Below are 17757 nucleotides of genomic sequence, written 5' to 3'. Positions count from 1 at the left end.
ACAGTCTTACGGGACACCATCCAGAGTTATGAAAGTCCGCCGTAAGCCGTTCTCGGTTCATCAATACGATAAAAGTATCCGGGAGAATTTAGAAGCAGCCATTCCTGCGCTTATAGAAGATCTTCTCCATATTTACCCCCTTCGGTCAGAAGAGTTACCGGATGATCTTCAGCATACCAAAGAGCGCAAACCGGATGCGCTCAAGCGTATTCATGATCGAGATGGAAACACGTTTGTTCTGCACCTTGAATTTCAGCCGGGCCGACGATTCGGTGGCTGATGACCCGGATATGATCTATCGAATGGGTGAGTACTGCGTTATGCTTGCTCAGACCTATCGGCTACCCGTTCGGCAGTACGTATTTTTTATGGGAAGTAAGCCGCCTAAAATGTCAACGGAACTCAATACGGGCGATTCGATCCTGCGTTACCATTTGTTGTCATTTCAGCAATTTGCTTATGAATTGTTCCTCAATTCAGCTAAGCCCGAAGAAATTTTGTTTACGCTTTTAGCCGATTATAAAGGCACCACACCGGAGGTCATTTTGGAACAAATCGTGCAGCGGATTTATGAGACGACATCCGGCTCTTTAGCTTTTGAACGACATATAAACCAGTTGCGGGTATTGGTCCAACTTCGTAAATTACAACCCGTTTTAGAGACAGTTATGGAAAAACTAACTCAGTTTTTTAAAGAGCAGGAAGACCCGTTTTTTCAAAAGGGAGAGCGGTTAGGCTTCGATCGTGGGCTTGAAAATGGGAAGCGGCTGGTTATTCTGAACCTACTGAAAGAGACTAATTTCTCAATTCATAAGATTGCCCGGCTTGCCGACGTACAGGTTAGCTTAGTTGAGCAACTAAAAAAAGGCCTGGATACTTAGTTTGTCTAAGTATCCAGGCTCTTATTGTTCGCAATTTGCCCTAGTAAATCGTCGTTGTCTCAACCTGCTCGCGAACCGGTATGCCTTCCGTTACAAACGCAACCAGGTCTTCGTTGAGCCGATCTTTTGAGGTAAAGAAAAGACCGTGTGGCTCTCCTTCGTAAACGATATATTGGGCATTTGGCAGTGCATTGGCGGTCCGTTCGCCCGACGATTCGATGGGCACCGTTTTGTCGGAATCCCCGTGAATGATCAGAGCCGGCACCCGAATTTCCATCAAATCATCCCGAAAGTCGGTGGTAGCGAAGGCATTGGCGCAATCGAGGGTTGCTTTGTGAGAAGCCACGTAAGCCCGCGCGAAGTCGCCGTCGAGGTGTGCCTGGCTGACGGGCTTGTTCAGCAGACTAACCCCATAAAATTGCTTACCGAACGTTTGCAGAAAATCGGCCCGATCTTTCTGAAGGTTTTCCGTAATTTCATCGAATACACTTTGATCGACGCCGTCCGGGTTATCGTCGGTTTTGAGTAAGTAAGGCGTTACAGCACTGACGAACGCAACTTTCGCGATGCGCGCTCCGCCATGTCGGCTCATGTACCGGGCCACTTCGCCCCCACCCATCGAGAAACCAACCAGGGTTACGTTCTGCAGATTCAGTTCGTCCAGTATAGCTTTCAGATCGTCGGCCAGGGTATCGTAATCGTAGCCGTCCCAGGGTTGCGAGGACTTACCAAAACCCCGGCGGTCGTAGGTTACTACCCGCAGACCGTGGGCTGGCAGTTCGGCTAACTGGTAATCCCACATTTGGCTGCTCAGCGGCCAACCATGAATCAGCACAACGGTCGATGTAGCATTGGCGCTGCCCAGGTCCTGATAGAAAAGTTTAATGTCGTTGCCATAGGCATCGATTCCTGCTTTTATGTAGCTCATAACGTTTTTAATTGATGCGTGCATTAGTTTGCACCTTAAACTAACCGAAGGTCTGCTAAATGGTTTTGCCCGGGTTAAGCCTTTTGCGCGTTTTCACTCAGGAATTTACCATTCGGCATGAGACAGATGCGCCTGGGTGGAATCACGAACCAACCTTCGGCATCGGACCCTTTACCGGGCAACCTTACCGAAGCGTAACTACACCAACGCCCTCAGCCCGAGAAATGGTCGAGTCCTGAAAACCTGGCGCATCTGGACTGATACAAAGCTGTTTTTCCGGAGCGAAAGCAGAGGAACGCCTATAATTTTCCAACTGGCACAGCCCGAGTCCAATCTGGCTCTGGTTTTCGACACCCTGCTGAACATCATTCATCAAGCACTGAAGCAGGCCAAGCCGGGCTTTCTCATTCTGAATTCAACTTCGTTCCCCTTAACTTTACTTGTCCGAGCCTTGAGTCTTCACCGTTGGTCTTTTGCATCTCAGACAGGAGTCCACCTCTATATCAATTTATATGCATGACAATTAGTATTCTGATGACAGGCCTTAAAAACTCCCTTTCTTTTCTTTCTACGACTGTTTTATTGCTGCTGATGGCTTTTCCTGGCAGAGCCCAGATAAACCTGCACACTGACGATTTACCAAGGTTCTATCAAGCCTTTGACAGTGTGATAACCACAAAAGATACCGCTAAACAAGCCGTCTTTATCCAGAAGCTGTATGTTGATCGGGCCAGTCAGGGCCTGAAAGAATTTATGGTCTTACGGGGCGGTAGTACCGCTAATTGGCGAGCCTTTATTGAAAAAGACCAGACGGCTCTACTCCAAAAAAGACCCTGGATTTTGTCGGTTTTAGAGCAGGAAACTGAAATTCGAAATCGAATAGCCTTATTTAAGCGCATCTACCCGGCTTTCCGGGATGGCGACATCTACTTTTGTGTAGGCATCAATAACTCAGGCGGAACCATTGATAACCGGACCGTATATATCGGTACCGAAGTAGCGGCCAGTAGCCAGCCCAATTGGGCGGTCCCCTTAGTTTTACACGAATTTGTGCATACCCAGCAGTGGACCCAACGCAATAAAGATCGGATCCTCCAAAGTGCTCAGTTAGAGAAGCAATACACGGCATCTCACAAGCAGTTGCTGGGTAAGTGTTTAGAAGAGGGTATGGCCGACTTCATTGCAGAACTGGTTTATGAACAACCCCTGGCGGCTGTTCATCCAGACGGCCATATCGCCTTTGGTTTAAAACATGAGCAGTTGATTTGGGATGCCTTTAAACAAGAGATGTACGCTGAGTTTAATTGGAAAGGAGGTTGGTTATACGGAAAGCGGGAAATTGCTGGCCAACAGGTAAGAGATTTAGGTTATTTTGTGGGCTATCAGATTTGCAAGCATTATTATCAGAAAGCGACCAATAAGCAAGCTGCTATTCGTTACATGATCGAGTTAAATCTAACCGATGAAAATGCAAAACGATTTTTGTCGGCATCTGGCTATGAGCTTGCCAAAAAGGTTTCTTACTAGTATCAAAAGTCTTTTAGAAAAACAGCGTATTATTGGAAGAACTCGCAATTTTGAAAAGAACCGCCGTCTGAAAGGCGATGGTCAATATCATAAAGTATGCGGATTGCGATAAACCTGGAACGCAACATCTAATTCAGTTAGCGCAAATCCAGCGAGATTATTAATGGACGAAATCATTCATCAGCAATATAAAATTGACGTTGTTCGCCAACCTAGCAAGAACATTCTCCTTGCCCCAACCGGAAGAATGAACAACGAAACGGTTGGACTATTTGCTCTTTCAAAATTGAACTGAGCAAGACGTCATCAGCAAGAATTTGAAGCTCAGACGAACCACAAAACGAGAATACAAACAGCGAGAAATTATTGTAGTTGTCCATGAAATGGTTCATCTATCTGAAAGACTACACAACGACAGATTCGTTCACTTCATGGACCACTACTTACCTACCTAGAGGCAGTTAAAAACGGAGTGGAATAGGTTACCCGTAAGCCATGCGGATTGGGCTACCTAAACGGCCTTACATCAGCACTCCCTGAAATACCTCATCCAGTCTTGACACAGGTTTGATGCTGATTTTATACCCCTTCGTGTCGAGCCCCTTGAGGTTGTATTTAGAAATAAATATTTGCTTGAAACCCAGTTTTTCGGCTTCGGCAATCCGCGACTCGATTCGGCTGACGGCCCGCACTTCGCCCCCTAAACCAATTTCGGCGGCAAACGCAACCGACGGCGGAATGGCAATATCTTCGTAACTCGACACGACGGCGGCACATACGGCCAGGTCGATGGCAGGGTCTTCTACCCGTAATCCACCGGCAATGTTCAGAAATACGTCCTGCTGCCCCAGCCGGAAACCACCGCGCTTTTCGAGCACCGCCAGCAACATATTCAGGCGTTTGGCATCGAAACCCGTACTACTCCGTTGCGGGGTTCCGTACGTGGCTACACTGACCAGTGCCTGCGTTTCGATCATCAGCGGCCGGTTTCCTTCGAGCATCGAGCCAATGGTAACTCCGCTAAGTGCTTCATCGCGCTGAGAAATCAGAATTTCGGATGGATTCGTTACCTGACGCAGCCCGGTTCCGAGCATTTCGTAAATACCCAGTTCGTCGGTGCTGCCAAAACGGTTTTTGGTCGTTCGCAGAATGCGGTAGGTGGTATGCCGATCCCCTTCGAACGTCAGCACCGTATCGACCATGTGTTCGAGTACCTTCGGTCCGGCCAGCGATCCTTCTTTGGTAATGTGGCCAATCATAAACACCGGTACAGCGCTCTCCTTAGCGTACTTCATGAATTCGGCCGTGCATTCGCGAACCTGCGAGACACTGCCCGCTCCCGACTCGACCAGCGATGACTGCATGGTCTGGATGGAGTCGATAATCAGGATTTCGGGCTCGAAATGCTCCACCACCCGGAAGATATTCTGGGTAGAGGTTTCGGTCATGACGTGGCAATCGCTGGTGGGTGCATCGAGCCGTTCGGCCCGCATCTTGATCTGCTGCTCGCTTTCTTCGCCCGATATGTACAGGACGCGCATACCGGCCAGGCTAAGCGCAATCTGCAACAGAAGCGTCGATTTACCGATGCCAGGCTCCCCACCTATCAGCACCAACGACCCGGGTACGATTCCTCCGCCCAGTACCCGGTTCAGTTCGCCATCGGTCGTACGTATGCGGGGCTGCTCTTCATAATTGATGGCATGAATGGCTTTCGGCTTCGGAGCAACTTTCAGGTTTCCTGGTCCGGACGACGGGCTCCGCCAACTCCCTTTTTCGGGTTCGTCTTTCTGAACAAGCTCTTCGACAAACGTATTCCACTCCCCGCATGATGGGCAGCGACCCAGCCATTTGGCCGACTGGAGACCGCAATTCTGACAGAAATAGGTGGTTTTTATTTTGGCCATTCAGGAGTCATAGATAATGGTGTAATGAATAATGTAAAATGAGCTGTACAGTCGATTAAACTACTGGAGACTCAACCAATCAAAGCCTTACAAAGCGCTTCAATTATTCATTTTACATCAACAATTATCCATTACTAAAACGCCATTCGCTCGAAATAAGTTGGCGTTTCACAACGGAATCCATCGGTTTACGTTTACCTATTAATCGTCTTTTTCACAGCTAACTATGAAAAAAATCCTGCTTTTCGCAGCACTTACGGCGCTTCCGGCTCTAACGTTTGCCCAGAGCGGCTTTCAGTTCGGCATTAAGGGTGGTGTCAATCTCTCCAGACTTACCTTCGGCAACTTTGTCACGACCGGAACCAACTCCAATGGGTCGCCGACAGTCAGTGTAGATGGGCAGACATTCCGCAATAACCTGAGCGATAGCTACGATACCCGAACCGGGACTTCGTTTGGCGTGTACGCCCGCATTGGCCGGAATCTGTTTATTCAGCCCGAAATTTTGTATTCGACCCGGGCCGGGTCGCTCGATATCATCCGGAACGGTCAGAAAGAATCGACGACGGTAAAAATGACCAGCTTCGATGTTCCGCTTTTGCTGGGCATTAAGGGTGGCCCTATCCGTGTAGTGGCGGGCCCAGTTATTTCGTTTCGGGTCGACGATAACCAGCGGTTAGGCCAAGCCCTGAGCCAGTATACCAACGGTACACTCAACGATGCCTGGTCTAAGGCATATTATGGCTATCAGCTTGGGGGCGGCCTGGACATTGGGTCTTTCGGGCTCGACGTACGCTACGAAGGCAACCTCTCCGACATAGCCCAGATCAACGACACGCAGGGCAGGTTCAGTCAGCGCATGAAATCGTGGCAGGTTACCCTGGCTTATCGAATATTCTAGGCTCCTGGGCTAAACTAAAAAACCGGCCGTTGGACCATTGAGTCCGGCGGCCGGTTTTGTTGCATTATGTATTTGTTGTTCGTAGCGATTTCTTCGCTGAACCGTTAGTTATACAACCGCTTCCAGTACTGATTCAGCTGAGCTGAAATGGCTTTCATCCGCCGACGGGAGATGCTAACTTCCCGGCCATCGGCCAACCGGACCTGGTGCTCTTTACTGAAGATGCTCCGTTGCACGTAAGCCAGATTGACGATGTACGATTTATGGATACGCGGAAACATGGAGCCGTCGAGGGTTTTTTCAAACTCTTTGAGCGTTTTCGACACCAGATACCGCTTGCGGTCGCGAGTGTATAGAAACGTATAATTTCCCTCGCCCTGCAGACACAGAATATCGTCGACAGAAATGAAAATCGTACGGTTTAGATAAGGAAGCGCAATACGCTGTGCATTACGTTGATAAGACGCAGGAAAGTGCGGAACGATCGAAAGGGGCTGTGTTTGAGAAAAGCTAGAGGATTCCATAGATAGAGAATAGTTTTGGGGCGACGTTTCCGTCATCGATTGAATGAAACAAAACTACCTGATCGCTATGGGTTCAAAAAGAAATGGTCTGATCTGCAGGGGCTGAGGCAGGCCCTCAACTTATTGCAAATCAGACCATTAGTTCTGATATTTGGGATTTTTTCGGGTGAATGTACTTGAGCTATTGCGTAAAACTACGTAGTGGTGACGTATGCAGATTTCTGGCTTTTTCGAGTGATAATTTCACCCCTTTTCCTTATACCAGCGCTACAGGCTGAAACAGCCGGATGCGATCGACAAAGACCTGTGCCCGCCGACGCGAAATTTTCACTTGCTGACCATCGGTCAGTTCGAGTTCACCTTCTTTTTTGATGAAAAATTTGCGAACAAACCCCAGATTGACAATGCACGACTTGTGCACGCGCACGAAAGCCTGATTATCGAGCAGATTTTCGTATTCTTTGAGTGTGCGTGAAACCAACATCTTGGTGCCGTCTTTTAGAAAAAATTTGGTGTAGTTTCCAGAACCTTCCAGACGAACAATTTCATCGACAGCGACCGTGCGTTTACGGTCGTAAAAAGGAATCAGTAACTTTTGCAACGAGGAGGAGTCGGCAAGATTTTCCACACTATTGTGGAGCGGAATGGACATAGAATCAAATAGGGAGTCGTTAGCGAATGCGTTCATAATGCCTTGGGTTGATGATTGATCCGAATTTTCGTTACCTGATGTTCAGCCAATTAATCGGCTAAAACCGAGTGGTGGGGCCGTTATCTCACTGCCTTGTTGTTAGATAAGTCCGCAAGAATCAGTCCTGCTTCGCCATCCAGTTACATAAAGCAATAGTTTTCTCTATAACTTCTTATTTATCAATACTATTGTACCGCTTACTCAACAAATGAGCAAATGGCACTTAAATCTATGAAACGGTTTACGGGTCTTTAAGTCACTCACTACGACCCACTAATTTCATAAATTCGGACGATTAGGAACCCGGTGCGCCCCCATCGCGCCTTAGTTTTTGCGTACCTTTGCAGGAGCAAACAGCTAAAAACCGATAGCGCATGCTGGATAAAGTAAAAGAACTCCACCAGGAGATTGAACAGTATACTATTGATTCGCCGGAGCAGCTGGAGCAGTTTCGGATGCGGTTTATCAGCCGCAAAGGGGTAATAACCGAACTTTTTGAAGGCCTTAAAACGGTTCCTCAGGCCGATCGGCGCGCTGTTGGACAGGAACTGAATGGGCTGAAAAATTTCGCACAGGATCGTTTCGACGCGTTTAGCCAGTTGGTCGAAGAACAGCGGGCTGCGGCTAAAAACGTAGCGCCCCTGGACCTAACGCTACCCACTATACCGAACCTGACCGGAACGCAGCATCCGCTGACGCTGGTTCGCCAACGCATCATCCAGATTTTCGAGCGGATGGGCTTCAACGTGGCCGACGGTCCGGAGATCGAAACCGACTGGTACAACTTCGGAGCGCTGAACTTCCCCGACAATCACCCTGCCCGCGACATGCAGGATACCTTTTTCATTGAAAAAGCCAGCTCCGATACCGACATTTCGTCCGACATATTGCTGCGGACGCACACGTCGAACGTGCAGATTCGGCTGATGGAACGGCAGAAAGATACTGGCGAATTTCGGCCTATTCGTTCCATTATGCCGGGACGGGTGTATCGAAACGAAACCATTTCGGCCCGGGCGCACTGCATGTTCCACCAGGTCGAAGGCATTTATATCGACCGCAATGTGGGGTTCAAAGACCTGAAAGACACGCTTTATCATTTCGTGAAAGAAATGTTCGAGCCGGGTACGCTGATCCGCTTTCGTCCCTCGTATTTTCCGTTTACGGAACCCAGCGCCGAGATCGATATTTCGTGTCAGATTTGCGGAGGCAAAGGGTGTAATATCTGTAAGCACTCGGGCTGGGTCGAAATTGCCGGTTCCGGCATGGTCGATCCGCAGGTCATTGCCAATTGCGGCATCGACCCTGAAGAGTATACCGGCTTTGCATTCGGTATGGGCATCGAGCGTATTACCCAGTTGAAATACGTCGTGAATGATTTACGCCTGTACACGGAAAACGACGTTCGATTCCTGCGGCAGTTCGAAGGATTATAATTAATGAGTGAATGTCGAATGAGCGAATAAAACTTGCCGTCCTCTCATTTATTCATTCCCTCATTCAACATTCACGCATTGATTCATGCCGTCTCCCATTCGCCTTTCTGATCTGGCCTTTAGCCTCGAAGCCGTCCTGGACGAAGCGTTCGGGCAGAAAGCGGTGTGGGTAGTGGCCGAAACGAGCGATATCAAAAACTATCCTGACCGTGGCTACTGCTTTCTGACCCTGGTCGAGCGAGAAGCGGGTCGCGAAACGATTGCCAAACTGGAAGCCTGTATCTGGCGTCGGAATTACCATACAATCCGCGATTTTGAGCAGGAAACGGGGGTTGCCTTTGCCCGTAATATTCAACTTTTGTTGCTGGTTTCGGTCAGTTTTAGCCCGGTTTACGGACTTCGGCTGGAAATTCTGAAAATCGACCCCTCCTATACCCTTGGTAATCTAGAGCGGGAGCGGCAGGCCATCCTCGACAGCCTCGTGCAGAACCGGCCAGACCTGGTCTGGCTCGAAGCCGGTCAGTACATAACAGCCAATCAGCTTTTACCCCGCCCCGCGGTGATGCAGCGACTGGCTCTGATTGCGGCACCCAACTCCGATGGCTGGCGCGACTTCCGGCACGAGCTGGCCCAGAATCCGTTTGGGTACGATTTCGTGGTCGATGAGTTTCTGACGCAGGTTCAGGGGCAGGGGGCCGAACGGGCTATCTGTGGACAACTGGCGCGCATTCGTACCAGCGGGATTGCCTACGATGCCGTGGCGATTGTGCGGGGCGGTGGCTCGCAACTGGATTTCGGTTCGTTCGACACCTACCTGATGGGCGAAACCGTCGCGGGATTCGAGATTCCGATTCTGGCGGGTATCGGTCACGAACGAAACATCAGCATTACCGACATGATGTGCCATCAGAGCGTAAAGACACCAACCAAAGCGGCCGCGTTTCTGATCGAACAGAACCGGCAGTTCGAAGAATCCTGTTTATTACTTCGGGATCGGCTGGCGGTGGTTGCCCGGGAAGCGATGCAGACAGCACGCGAAGACCTGGATCGGGAAACCGAACGACTCCGGTTTGTGTCGCAGACGTACCTGCGCGATCGCCATACCGATTTGACCGAAAAGATGGTTACTCTTCGCCATCTCGATCCCGCCAACGTACTCCGCCGTGGGTATGCCCTGCTCCTGCGGAATGGCCGAATCCTGACGCAAGCCACTGGCATTCAGCCGGGCGAAACGCTACAGGTGCAAATGCAGGACTCTAGTATTGATGTAGTAGTTAGCTGACAGTGGTTAGTAGTCAGTTGATCGAACCGGGCTACTGACTACTGTCTGCTCTTCCCCAATCTGTATGACTTACCAGGAAGCTTATGATCAGCTCAGTACGCTGGTCGACGAAATTGAGAATGAGCAGGTCCCGCTCGATGAGCTACCGGCAAAGATTCGCCTGGCCAGCGACCTGATTGCGTTCTGCCAGGCGCGGCTACGGGCTGTGGAAACCGAATATCAGGAGGTCATCGAACGGTTACCAAAGCGCTGATTTGGGTAATTTTATTGGGCTGTCTTATGAAACCTTTGCCAAACCTTCCTAATTTTAACCCCCAGGTATTATTCTCTGCGAGAATACTCACTGAGTAAATACGCCTGAGGTGCTGTATGGCCCGGTTTAGGTTGTGATGTAAGTAAGAGCACCCATTTATCCTGCTGATTGAGTCTGTTCACTGTATGAACTTATTTGCCAATTTAACTGAAGTATTCAATTCGGACGTTACCGCCCGGATAGCCACGTATATCGATGAATCGGTCGAAAAAACCAGCAAAGCCCTCAACGGCCTGACGTATACGATCGTTGGTGGCCTGATGAAACGCACTACCAGCGAGATCGGCGTCAATCAACTCTACAATCATATTCAGAAAGGGCGCTACGACGGTTTGCTGCTCGATAACCTGAGCAATACCCTGCGCGAGCCCGGTCAGACCAACACGCTGATCAGCCAGGGCAACGATGTCATCAGTCATCTGCTGCCAGCCATGAAAAGCTCCATTGGGATGATGATTTCGAGCTACGCCGGTATCCGGAACTCATCGGCTATTTCGCTGCTCGGCCTAACGACAACCATTGTCCTGCACGTGCTGGGCAAACAGGTGAAAGATCGGAAGCTGGATGCCGACGGGCTGGCTTCGCTGCTCTTCTCAGAACGCGATGCGTTGGTCAATGAAGTGCCGGAAGATTTTTTTCCGAAACTCGTGGAGAAAGTGGGATTACAACAGATCGTTGCGGGCATGGCGGCTCCGGCTCGTCGTACGGCCGTAGAAACGCCAAGCCGAGTGACTACGACAACAACCCGCCCGGCCGCTACCTACGATTATACGGACGATTCGGATAACGACAACGGCGCACTTACCAAATGGGGATTTGGCGCCCTGATCGTGGTGGCGCTGGCCGCGGGGGGGTATTATGTGTATCAGAACACCCAGAATTATTCGAATGGGCGGGATTCGGTAAGCGGTGCCACAACCGTCAGCACCGATACCATTCAGGCCGACACGGTTGCGCGTTCGTTAGCCGTTCCGAAAGATCCGAATGCAACCGCGGCTAAAAGCGCATCGACGATTGCAACGACTGCGCCCGCTCCGGCAACCGCTTCCAGTGCCCTGACGCAGCTCCTGACGCCTTATCTGACCAATCCGGCGCTACCCAAAGGTCGTGTATTTCCGCTGACGGGTGTTGCTTTCATGCCCGGCTCGCTTACCCTGACGCCTGGTTCGCAGGCAGTTATCAATGAGTTGGCTGCGCTTTTGAAGACGAATCCACAACTACAGATACAACTGGTCGGGTATGCCAACGACGCACCGGGCGGATACATGAACCGCAGTCTATCGTTCAAGCGGGTTTATCAGATCAAGCAACAGCTGGTATCCGCAGGCATCAATTACCTTCGGGTCGATGCGATCGGACGGGGCACCGGCGTAAGTCCGCGCGACACTTCCCATATTCCCAAACCGACACTGCGCAAGATCGACCTGAAAATAGTGGCCAAATAAACGCTTATCAGGCGTTTCTTGAATGCCTAACGAAACGATCTTCCTGACCGTCAGGAGATCGTTTCGTTAGGACCGGTTACCCGGAAATTTGGTAAACAATCGGTTAACGCCCGCCTGAATCTGCTCTGGTGTTACTTTGCCCTTACTTAACACACTCGATACGGCCCCGTCCCATAACAGGTTATTTTTCCGGGCATCCACCAGGTGGATGTTGATCGTCCCTTCCCGGTAGGTACCGACGGGTACTTCCTGGCTTTGCCAGTGATATCGCCACTGCCCGATATAGCGCGGGGCTTCGTAGATGGTTGTCTGCCGCGTCTGCGTTTTTTCGTTGACGACCCCACCGATATTGACGAGCAGATCGGCTGACGTTCCCAACTGGTTGCTGGCAATCTGCTGATATCCCCGGTTAGCCAGTTCCGTCGCAACAGCTTTCTTTACCTGCTCGATGGCGGCCTGATACGTGCTTCCCGGATCTGGATTGATGCGGTTGGTATCGATGAACGTAAACGTTCGGTACGACGCCCAATCGGCCGACTTATCCGTCTCATTACGGACAATTCGATACGACGAACAGCCTACACTCATCCACGCCATTGTTATAAAAAAAAGAAGCGTTTTCATAAGGCTAATTACATGACAATTAATCGTTTATCGACATTACTACCCCTTGTTGTTCTCCTGAATTCCGGATTTTCGAGAGAGGCACTTATCTGTAGATAATCAAAACAACTTTTACGGAAGGTGGTTCAATAGCTTTAACTACCAAATTATTGACGGTTATGACTCCAGCAACAGGAAAAACAGCCCTGATCACCGGTGCCTCCAGCGGTATCGGACAGGAACTCGCCAAACTTTTCGCCCAGGATGGCTATAATTTAGTACTGGTAGCCCGCAGCGACGACAAACTCGATCGTTTGGGTGAAGTATTTAAAAGTAACTATGGTACCCAACAGATTACTGTCATTAGTAAGGATCTGGCCCAGGAAGATGCGGCTCAGGACGTTTACAATCAGGTAAAGGCTAAAGGCATTGCGGTCGATGTACTGGTCAACGATGCGGGCGTTGGTCTGTATGGGCTGTTCGCTACCGACACCGACTGGGAACGGGAGAAAGCCATGATTCACCTCAACGTGCTGACGCTGACGCAGATGACCAAGCTGTTTCTGTATGACATGCTGGCGCGAAACGAAGGCAAGATCCTGAATCTGGCTTCCCTTCTGTCTATCACGCCGACCCCGTTGATGGCCGTCTACGCCGGTACGAAAGCGTACGTGTATAATTTCACTCAATCGCTGGCCAACGAGCTGAAAGACACCAACGTGTCGATTACGGCGCTGTTACCAAATGCGACTGATACGGACTTCTTCCACAAAGCAGGGGCTGAAAATACCAAAGTGACCGACGAAGTACAGGACCCGGTCATGGTAGCAAAAGCCGGGTACGATGCGCTGATGGCGGGTAAACCGAAAATCGTTCCGGGCGGTCTGAAAAACAAATCGTACGAGGTTATGTCCTATATCGCTCCCCAAGAAGCACTGGCGTCGCTCATGCGGAATAAAATGGAGCAGAAACCAAGCCCTGACGAGGAAGAGTCATCGGCTAAAATGGCCTGGGGCATTGGTATCGGCATTGCCGTGCTGGCGGGAATTGCGCTGGGGTATGCTTATGCGAATACGAACGCTATCGACCGGGTCCGGTATCGCTACAAAGCCAAATCGCTGGGCGACACGATCTCCGATACGCTGTCGTCGGTAGTCGATAACGTTGTCGAGTCTGTGGTCGATGCATACAAAACGACAAAATCCAAAGCCGAATCGGTTATGTCTGACGCGGTCGAGGCCAAAGAGGATGTGGAAGAAGAAGCCCTTGCTTAGTCGATCATAAACGCGAACTATGAAAAACTCATCATTCTGGCGCATAGCCACGGCCGTGTTTGCCGTCGGCAGCATCATCTATACAACCGTATCGAGCAGCCAGTCGCGTCGGGAAAGCCAGAAGCGCCATGAAGCGGAGCCAGGCGGCTCTGAATACGAATACGATGTACCGGTCGAATACGAGCAGGTGTTCGAGCAGAACCAGATTGTTCCGGCAGGCTGGGCGTTTGGAGTAGTCTGGTCCACGATCTACTCCGGGCTTACGGCCCTGCTGGTACATCAGGCGCTTCCGTCGGAAGAATCAAATCCACGGTACCAGAAAGCGCAACCGTGGTGGTGGGCCAGTTGGACACTCAATGCGATTTTCGGCCGTTTTTTCTCGCAAAACGACCCACAAAGTATTATCATCTCCGACCTGGTCACGAAGTTTAACCTGCCTGTAGCGCTGGGCCTGCACCAAAGTCTGGAAATCGGTAAAACTGATGTACCGGTTCCTGAAAAATACCTGCGCATTCCGGTTAGTTTGTACGCGGGCTGGCTTACGGCCGCTACCGTAGTAGGAACGCCCAACACGCTGCTGACCCTTGACTTGTGGAAAGCCGAAGATGAGCGCGACGAACCCGTATCGGCCGGTATTCTGGCAGCTACTGCGGGCGTGGGTTACTGGGTGGCCCGGCGGCTAAATGACCCCTGGTACATGCTTCCTTTCGTAGCTGGTTTTGGCGGTATTGCTACCCGGCAGTGGGAGAAAGATCCCATCGTTGGGCGCACAGCGGCTGTTCTGGCCGCTGCCTACGCGGGTTTATTGGCTTATTGGCTACCCCAGGGTAAGTTTCAGGCATATGATCGGTATGTGATCGACGACGTCGACGCCGAAGTGCTGGCGAGTGCAATTGAAACCGAAGAACCTCATCAGGCTCAGATTGCCCGTGAGCGCATGAAGCCCATTGAGGCCGAGAGTCTTGATTAAGTTTAAAGCGTCTAAACCGAAAGCCGTCTTGTACAAGCAGGGCGGCTTTTTTGTTGTATAGACATTTTGGCTGGAAGTGCTGATCAAATGTACGAAAACAGGCCAAAATGTCCGGAAAACCAGCCCGGCCCGTTGTTTGTTAATGGATAATGTAAAATGTATAATGCTTCCTACACTTAAGCTCATAGTATACATTTTACATTATCCATTATTCATTCCTAAAGCTCATGGACTTTAAGAATTACACCATCAAAGCACAGGAGGTCGTGCAGAAGGCGTCGGAGATCGCTCTCGGCAACGGCCAGCAAGCCATTGAAACAGGTCACCTGATGCAGGCGATTCTGTCGGAAGATGAAAACGTAATTGGTTTCATTGCTAAAAAGCTGGGAATCAATTTACAAAATACGAGCAGCGCTTTACAAGCTATCCTGACGACCTATCCGAAGGTGTCGGGCGGCAATGGCAGCGTGTATCTAAGCAACGATACGGCCGCGGCCTTAGCCAAAGCCAGCAACCTGACGAAAGACTTCGGCGACGAATTTGTGAGCGTCGAGCTGATGTTGCTGGGACTTATGGCCGGTAGAGATCAAATTGCAACCTTATTGAAAGACGCCGGTTTTGCTGAAAAACAGGTGAAAGCGGCTATCAACGAACTTAGAAACGGAAATTCGGTGAAAGACCAGAACGCTGAAGCAAAATATCAATCTCTAGAGCGGTACAGCATCAACCTAAACGAGCGCGCCCGCACCGGTAAAATCGACCCGGTTATCGGTCGCGATGAAGAGATCCGGCGGGTGTTGCAGATTCTGAGCCGCCGTACCAAAAATAACCCCATTCTGCTGGGTGAACCCGGTGTGGGTAAAACCGCCATTGTCGAAGGACTGGCTCAGCGGATCGTGTCGGGCGACGTACCCGAAAACCTGAAATCGAAAACCATCGTTTCGCTCGACATGGGTCTGCTGATTGCGGGCGCCAAGTATAAAGGCGAATTCGAGGAACGGCTGAAGGCGGTTATCAAGGAAGTGACCGATTCCAACGGCGAGATCGTGCTATTCATCGATGAAATTCACACGCTGATTGGCGCGGGGGCTGGTGGCGAAGGCGCGATGGATGCCGCGAACCTGCTGAAACCCGCTCTATCGCGTGGTGAGCTACATACGATTGGAGCGACTACGCTAAAAGAGTATCAGAAGTATATCGAGAAAGACAAAGCGCTCGAACGCCGGTTCCAGGCCGTTATGGTCGACGAACCAGATATGGCCGACGCCATTTCGATTCTGCGCGGGATCAAGGAAAAATACGAACTGCACCACGGGGTACGCATCAAAGACGACGCGGTCATTGCCGCTGTTGAGTTATCGACGCGCTATATCACCGACCGTTTTCTGCCCGACAAAGCCATCGACCTGATGGACGAAGCCGCGGCTAAACTGCGGCTCGAAATGGACTCTGTTCCCGAAGAGCTCGACGAGCTGAACCGACGGATCATGCAGCTGGAAATTGAGCGGGAAGCTATCCGTCGCGAACACGACAAAGAGAAAGAAACGATCCTGAACAAACAGATCGAAGACCTGAGTGAACAGCGCAATAGCCTGAAAGCCAAATGGGAAACCGAGAAAGCGTCGGTCAACGAAGGACGGACGCTCAAAGAACAGCTCGATCAGTTACGCTTCGAAGCCGAACAGGCCGAACGCTCGGGTGAGTACGGCAAGGTAGCTGAGATCCGCTATGGCCGGATTCCCGAAATCGAAACAAAGCTGAATTCGCTTACCAAGGAAGGTTCGGATAACGGATCGACGGATCGGATGATGCAGGAAGAAGTGACGGCCGAAGATATTGCCGAAGTCGTAGCGAAGTGGACCGGCATTCCGGTGTCGAAAATGCTGCAAAGCGACCGCGAAAAACTGCTCAATCTGGAGAAAGAACTGGGCAAGCGGGTAGCCGGTCAGCAGGAAGCCATCGAAGTGGTTTCAGATGCCGTTCGTCGGAGCCGGGCCGGTATGCAGGACCCCAAACGCCCAATCGGTTCGTTTATCTTCCTGGGTACGACGGGCGTCGGTAAGACCGAAGTAGCCCGGACGCTGGCCGAATACCTGTTCAACGATGAGAACGCGATGGTACGCATCGACATGTCGGAGTATCAGGAGCGCCACGCCGTAAGTCGCCTGATCGGCGCTCCTCCGGGATACGTCGGTTACGACGAAGGTGGTCAGCTGACCGAAGCCGTCCGTCGGAAACCCTACTCGGTTGTGTTGCTCGATGAGATCGAAAAAGCGCACCCTGATGTCTGGAATATCCTGTTGCAGGTGCTCGACGAAGGTCGTCTGACCGATAATAAAGGCCGCGTGGCGAACTTCAAGAACACGATTATCATCATGACTTCCAACATTGGCAGCCACCTGATTCAGGAGAAGTTTGCCGAAGATGAAGGTTGGAACCATACGCTGGTGCTGGAAGAAGCCAAATCGGCGGTGATGGAGTTACTGAAACAAACCATCCGCCCCGAATTCCTCAACCGGATCGACGAGATCGTGATGTTCGAACCGCTGACGAAGGCCAACATCCGCAAGATTGTGGACATTCAGTTCCGCGAGATCAAGCAGCGGCTGGCCGATAACGGCATTCAGCTCGACGCCACCGACGAAGCGCTGAACAAGCTGGGCGAAGAAGGCTTCGATCCGCAGTTTGGTGCCCGCCCGCTGAAACGCGTCCTGCAACGCCGGGTCCTGAACGAACTGTCGAAGAGCATCCTCTCCGGCGAGGTCAAAAAAGACTCCGTCGTGCTGATGGAGCTGAATGATGACGGCGAGATTGCCTTCACTAACCTTGATGCAGAGATCGAATTATAATCGACTAATTGACAAACAGAATGCCAAGCCCGGTCGCAGTAAAGTGACCGGGCTTTTTTGTTTAGAGGTAAGTATTTCGTTATCTTGTTAAAAATTGATGCCTATGCAGACGTTTGTTGTAGAGATACTGAATGAGAAAGCAGTACCCTTATTACGTGACCTCGAGAATCTAGATATTATTCGTTTAACTCCGCAGGAGCCCACATTTACGGAGCGCCCAAAGCAA

17 protein-coding genes are annotated in these 17757 nt (G+C 50.7%); 12 read left to right on the top strand and 5 right to left on the bottom strand.

Annotation, left to right across the window (positions count from 1 at the left end; genetic code table 11):
• Positions 1–28 precede the first annotated feature (28 nt).
• Both ACYVC2_RS19725 and ACYVC2_RS19720 read left to right on the top strand, forming a co-directional pair.
• Positions 29–280, top strand: coding sequence for a hypothetical protein (locus tag ACYVC2_RS19725; RefSeq protein ID WP_461104888.1), 252 nt, complete (start codon positions 29–31; stop codon positions 278–280).
• Entirely contained in the window at positions 222–881 is a 660-nt protein-coding gene (locus ACYVC2_RS19720) for a hypothetical protein (RefSeq protein ID WP_461104886.1), read from the top strand. Before ACYVC2_RS19725 ends, ACYVC2_RS19720 begins: the two co-directional genes overlap by 59 nt.
• Positions 882–921: 40 nt before the next feature.
• Here the strand turns inward: ACYVC2_RS19720 and ACYVC2_RS19715 are convergent, their stop codons facing one another.
• Positions 922–1809, bottom strand: a complete 888-nt coding sequence (locus ACYVC2_RS19715) for an alpha/beta fold hydrolase (RefSeq protein ID WP_461104884.1) — start codon at positions 1807–1809, stop codon at positions 922–924.
• A gap of 516 nt (positions 1810–2325) precedes the next feature.
• On the opposite strand from ACYVC2_RS19715, the gene ACYVC2_RS19710 reads away from it, so the two are divergent.
• Positions 2326–3336, top strand: a complete 1011-nt coding sequence (locus tag ACYVC2_RS19710) for a DUF2268 domain-containing putative Zn-dependent protease (RefSeq protein WP_461104882.1) — start codon at positions 2326–2328, stop codon at positions 3334–3336.
• 317 nt (positions 3337–3653) lie between these two features.
• The gene (locus ACYVC2_RS19705) at positions 3654–3791 is read left to right on the top strand and encodes a YgjP-like metallopeptidase domain-containing protein (RefSeq protein ID WP_461104880.1); all 138 of its coding nucleotides are present in this window, start codon (positions 3654–3656) and stop codon (positions 3789–3791) included.
• 66 nt (positions 3792–3857) lie between these two features.
• Here the strand turns inward: ACYVC2_RS19705 and radA are convergent, their stop codons facing one another.
• Positions 3858–5243, bottom strand: coding sequence for a DNA repair protein RadA (gene radA / locus ACYVC2_RS19700; protein ID WP_461104878.1), 1386 nt, complete (start codon positions 5241–5243; stop codon positions 3858–3860).
• Positions 5244–5469: 226 nt separating this feature from the next.
• On the opposite strand from radA, the gene ACYVC2_RS19695 reads away from it, so the two are divergent.
• Positions 5470–6144, top strand: coding sequence for a porin family protein (locus ACYVC2_RS19695; protein WP_461104876.1), 675 nt, complete (start codon positions 5470–5472; stop codon positions 6142–6144).
• Positions 6145–6248: 104 nt separating this feature from the next.
• Here the strand turns inward: ACYVC2_RS19695 and ACYVC2_RS19690 are convergent, their stop codons facing one another.
• Both ACYVC2_RS19690 and ACYVC2_RS19685 read right to left on the bottom strand, forming a co-directional pair.
• Positions 6249–6668 (bottom strand): LytR/AlgR family response regulator transcription factor, encoded by a 420-nt coding sequence (locus ACYVC2_RS19690; RefSeq protein ID WP_461104874.1) that lies wholly within the window; start codon positions 6666–6668, stop codon positions 6249–6251.
• A gap of 256 nt (positions 6669–6924) precedes the next feature.
• The gene (locus tag ACYVC2_RS19685; protein WP_461104872.1) at positions 6925–7356 is read right to left on the bottom strand and encodes a LytR/AlgR family response regulator transcription factor; all 432 of its coding nucleotides are present in this window, start codon (positions 7354–7356) and stop codon (positions 6925–6927) included.
• A gap of 377 nt (positions 7357–7733) precedes the next feature.
• Here ACYVC2_RS19685 and pheS point away from each other — a divergent pair, with 377 nt between their 5' ends.
• The 4 genes from pheS to ACYVC2_RS19665 all read left to right on the top strand — a co-directional run bounded on the left by pheS (position 7734) and on the right by ACYVC2_RS19665 (position 11835).
• Positions 7734–8795, top strand: coding sequence for a phenylalanine--tRNA ligase subunit alpha (gene pheS / locus ACYVC2_RS19680; protein WP_461104870.1), 1062 nt, complete (start codon positions 7734–7736; stop codon positions 8793–8795).
• Between the two features lie 85 nt (positions 8796–8880).
• A complete protein-coding gene (gene xseA / locus ACYVC2_RS19675) occupies positions 8881–10077 on the top strand; it encodes an exodeoxyribonuclease VII large subunit (RefSeq protein WP_461104868.1) in 1197 nt (398 codons plus the stop codon).
• 64 nt (positions 10078–10141) lie between these two features.
• Positions 10142–10330 carry an exodeoxyribonuclease VII small subunit gene (gene xseB, locus ACYVC2_RS19670; protein ID WP_461104866.1) on the top strand — a complete coding sequence of 63 codons (189 nt, stop codon included), beginning with the start codon at positions 10142–10144 and terminating at the stop codon, positions 10328–10330.
• Positions 10331–10515: 185 nt separating this feature from the next.
• Positions 10516–11835, top strand: a complete 1320-nt coding sequence (locus tag ACYVC2_RS19665) for a DUF937 domain-containing protein (RefSeq protein WP_461104864.1) — start codon at positions 10516–10518, stop codon at positions 11833–11835.
• A 66-nt stretch (positions 11836–11901) separates the two neighbouring features.
• On the opposite strand, the gene ACYVC2_RS19660 is transcribed toward ACYVC2_RS19665, so the two are convergent.
• Positions 11902–12459: a DUF4136 domain-containing protein gene (locus tag ACYVC2_RS19660; protein WP_461104862.1), complete on the bottom strand. Its 558-nt coding sequence runs from the start codon at positions 12457–12459 to the stop codon at positions 11902–11904.
• Positions 12460–12617: 158 nt separating this feature from the next.
• Between ACYVC2_RS19660 and ACYVC2_RS19655 the strand changes: the two genes are divergently transcribed.
• The 3 genes from ACYVC2_RS19655 to clpB all read left to right on the top strand — a co-directional run bounded on the left by ACYVC2_RS19655 (position 12618) and on the right by clpB (position 17531).
• Positions 12618–13712 carry an SDR family NAD(P)-dependent oxidoreductase gene (locus tag ACYVC2_RS19655; protein ID WP_461104859.1) on the top strand — a complete coding sequence of 365 codons (1095 nt, stop codon included), beginning with the start codon at positions 12618–12620 and terminating at the stop codon, positions 13710–13712.
• A 19-nt stretch (positions 13713–13731) separates the two neighbouring features.
• Positions 13732–14682 carry a tryptophan-rich sensory protein gene (locus tag ACYVC2_RS19650; RefSeq protein WP_461104857.1) on the top strand — a complete coding sequence of 317 codons (951 nt, stop codon included), beginning with the start codon at positions 13732–13734 and terminating at the stop codon, positions 14680–14682.
• A 227-nt stretch (positions 14683–14909) separates the two neighbouring features.
• Positions 14910–17531 carry an ATP-dependent chaperone ClpB gene (clpB, locus tag ACYVC2_RS19645; protein WP_461104855.1) on the top strand — a complete coding sequence of 874 codons (2622 nt, stop codon included), beginning with the start codon at positions 14910–14912 and terminating at the stop codon, positions 17529–17531.
• The last annotated feature ends 226 nt before the right edge of the window (positions 17532–17757 follow it).

Source organism: Spirosoma koreense (genome assembly GCF_054777875.1).
This window is presented reverse-complemented; position numbering and strand designations above follow the sequence as displayed.

Coding starts and splice junctions, on each gene's coding strand:
- ACYVC2_RS19725 (WP_461104888.1), top strand. CDS start 29: ATGAAAGTCCGCCGTAAGCCGTTCTCGGTTCATCAATACGATAAAAGT.
- ACYVC2_RS19720 (WP_461104886.1), top strand. CDS start 222: ATGGAAACACGTTTGTTCTGCACCTTGAATTTCAGCCGGGCCGACGAT.
- ACYVC2_RS19715 (WP_461104884.1), bottom strand. CDS start 1,809: ATGAGCTACATAAAAGCAGGAATCGATGCCTATGGCAACGACATTAAA.
- ACYVC2_RS19710 (WP_461104882.1), top strand. CDS start 2,326: ATGACAATTAGTATTCTGATGACAGGCCTTAAAAACTCCCTTTCTTTT.
- radA (WP_461104878.1), bottom strand. CDS start 5,243: ATGGCCAAAATAAAAACCACCTATTTCTGTCAGAATTGCGGTCTCCAG.
- ACYVC2_RS19695 (WP_461104876.1), top strand. CDS start 5,470: ATGAAAAAAATCCTGCTTTTCGCAGCACTTACGGCGCTTCCGGCTCTA.
- ACYVC2_RS19690 (WP_461104874.1), bottom strand. CDS start 6,668: ATGGAATCCTCTAGCTTTTCTCAAACACAGCCCCTTTCGATCGTTCCG.
- ACYVC2_RS19685 (WP_461104872.1), bottom strand. CDS start 7,356: ATGAACGCATTCGCTAACGACTCCCTATTTGATTCTATGTCCATTCCG.
- pheS (WP_461104870.1), top strand. CDS start 7,734: ATGCTGGATAAAGTAAAAGAACTCCACCAGGAGATTGAACAGTATACT.
- xseA (WP_461104868.1), top strand. CDS start 8,881: ATGCCGTCTCCCATTCGCCTTTCTGATCTGGCCTTTAGCCTCGAAGCC.
- xseB (WP_461104866.1), top strand. CDS start 10,142: ATGACTTACCAGGAAGCTTATGATCAGCTCAGTACGCTGGTCGACGAA.
- ACYVC2_RS19665 (WP_461104864.1), top strand. CDS start 10,516: ATGAACTTATTTGCCAATTTAACTGAAGTATTCAATTCGGACGTTACC.
- ACYVC2_RS19660 (WP_461104862.1), bottom strand. CDS start 12,459: ATGAAAACGCTTCTTTTTTTTATAACAATGGCGTGGATGAGTGTAGGC.
- ACYVC2_RS19655 (WP_461104859.1), top strand. CDS start 12,618: ATGACTCCAGCAACAGGAAAAACAGCCCTGATCACCGGTGCCTCCAGC.
- ACYVC2_RS19650 (WP_461104857.1), top strand. CDS start 13,732: ATGAAAAACTCATCATTCTGGCGCATAGCCACGGCCGTGTTTGCCGTC.
- clpB (WP_461104855.1), top strand. CDS start 14,910: ATGGACTTTAAGAATTACACCATCAAAGCACAGGAGGTCGTGCAGAAG.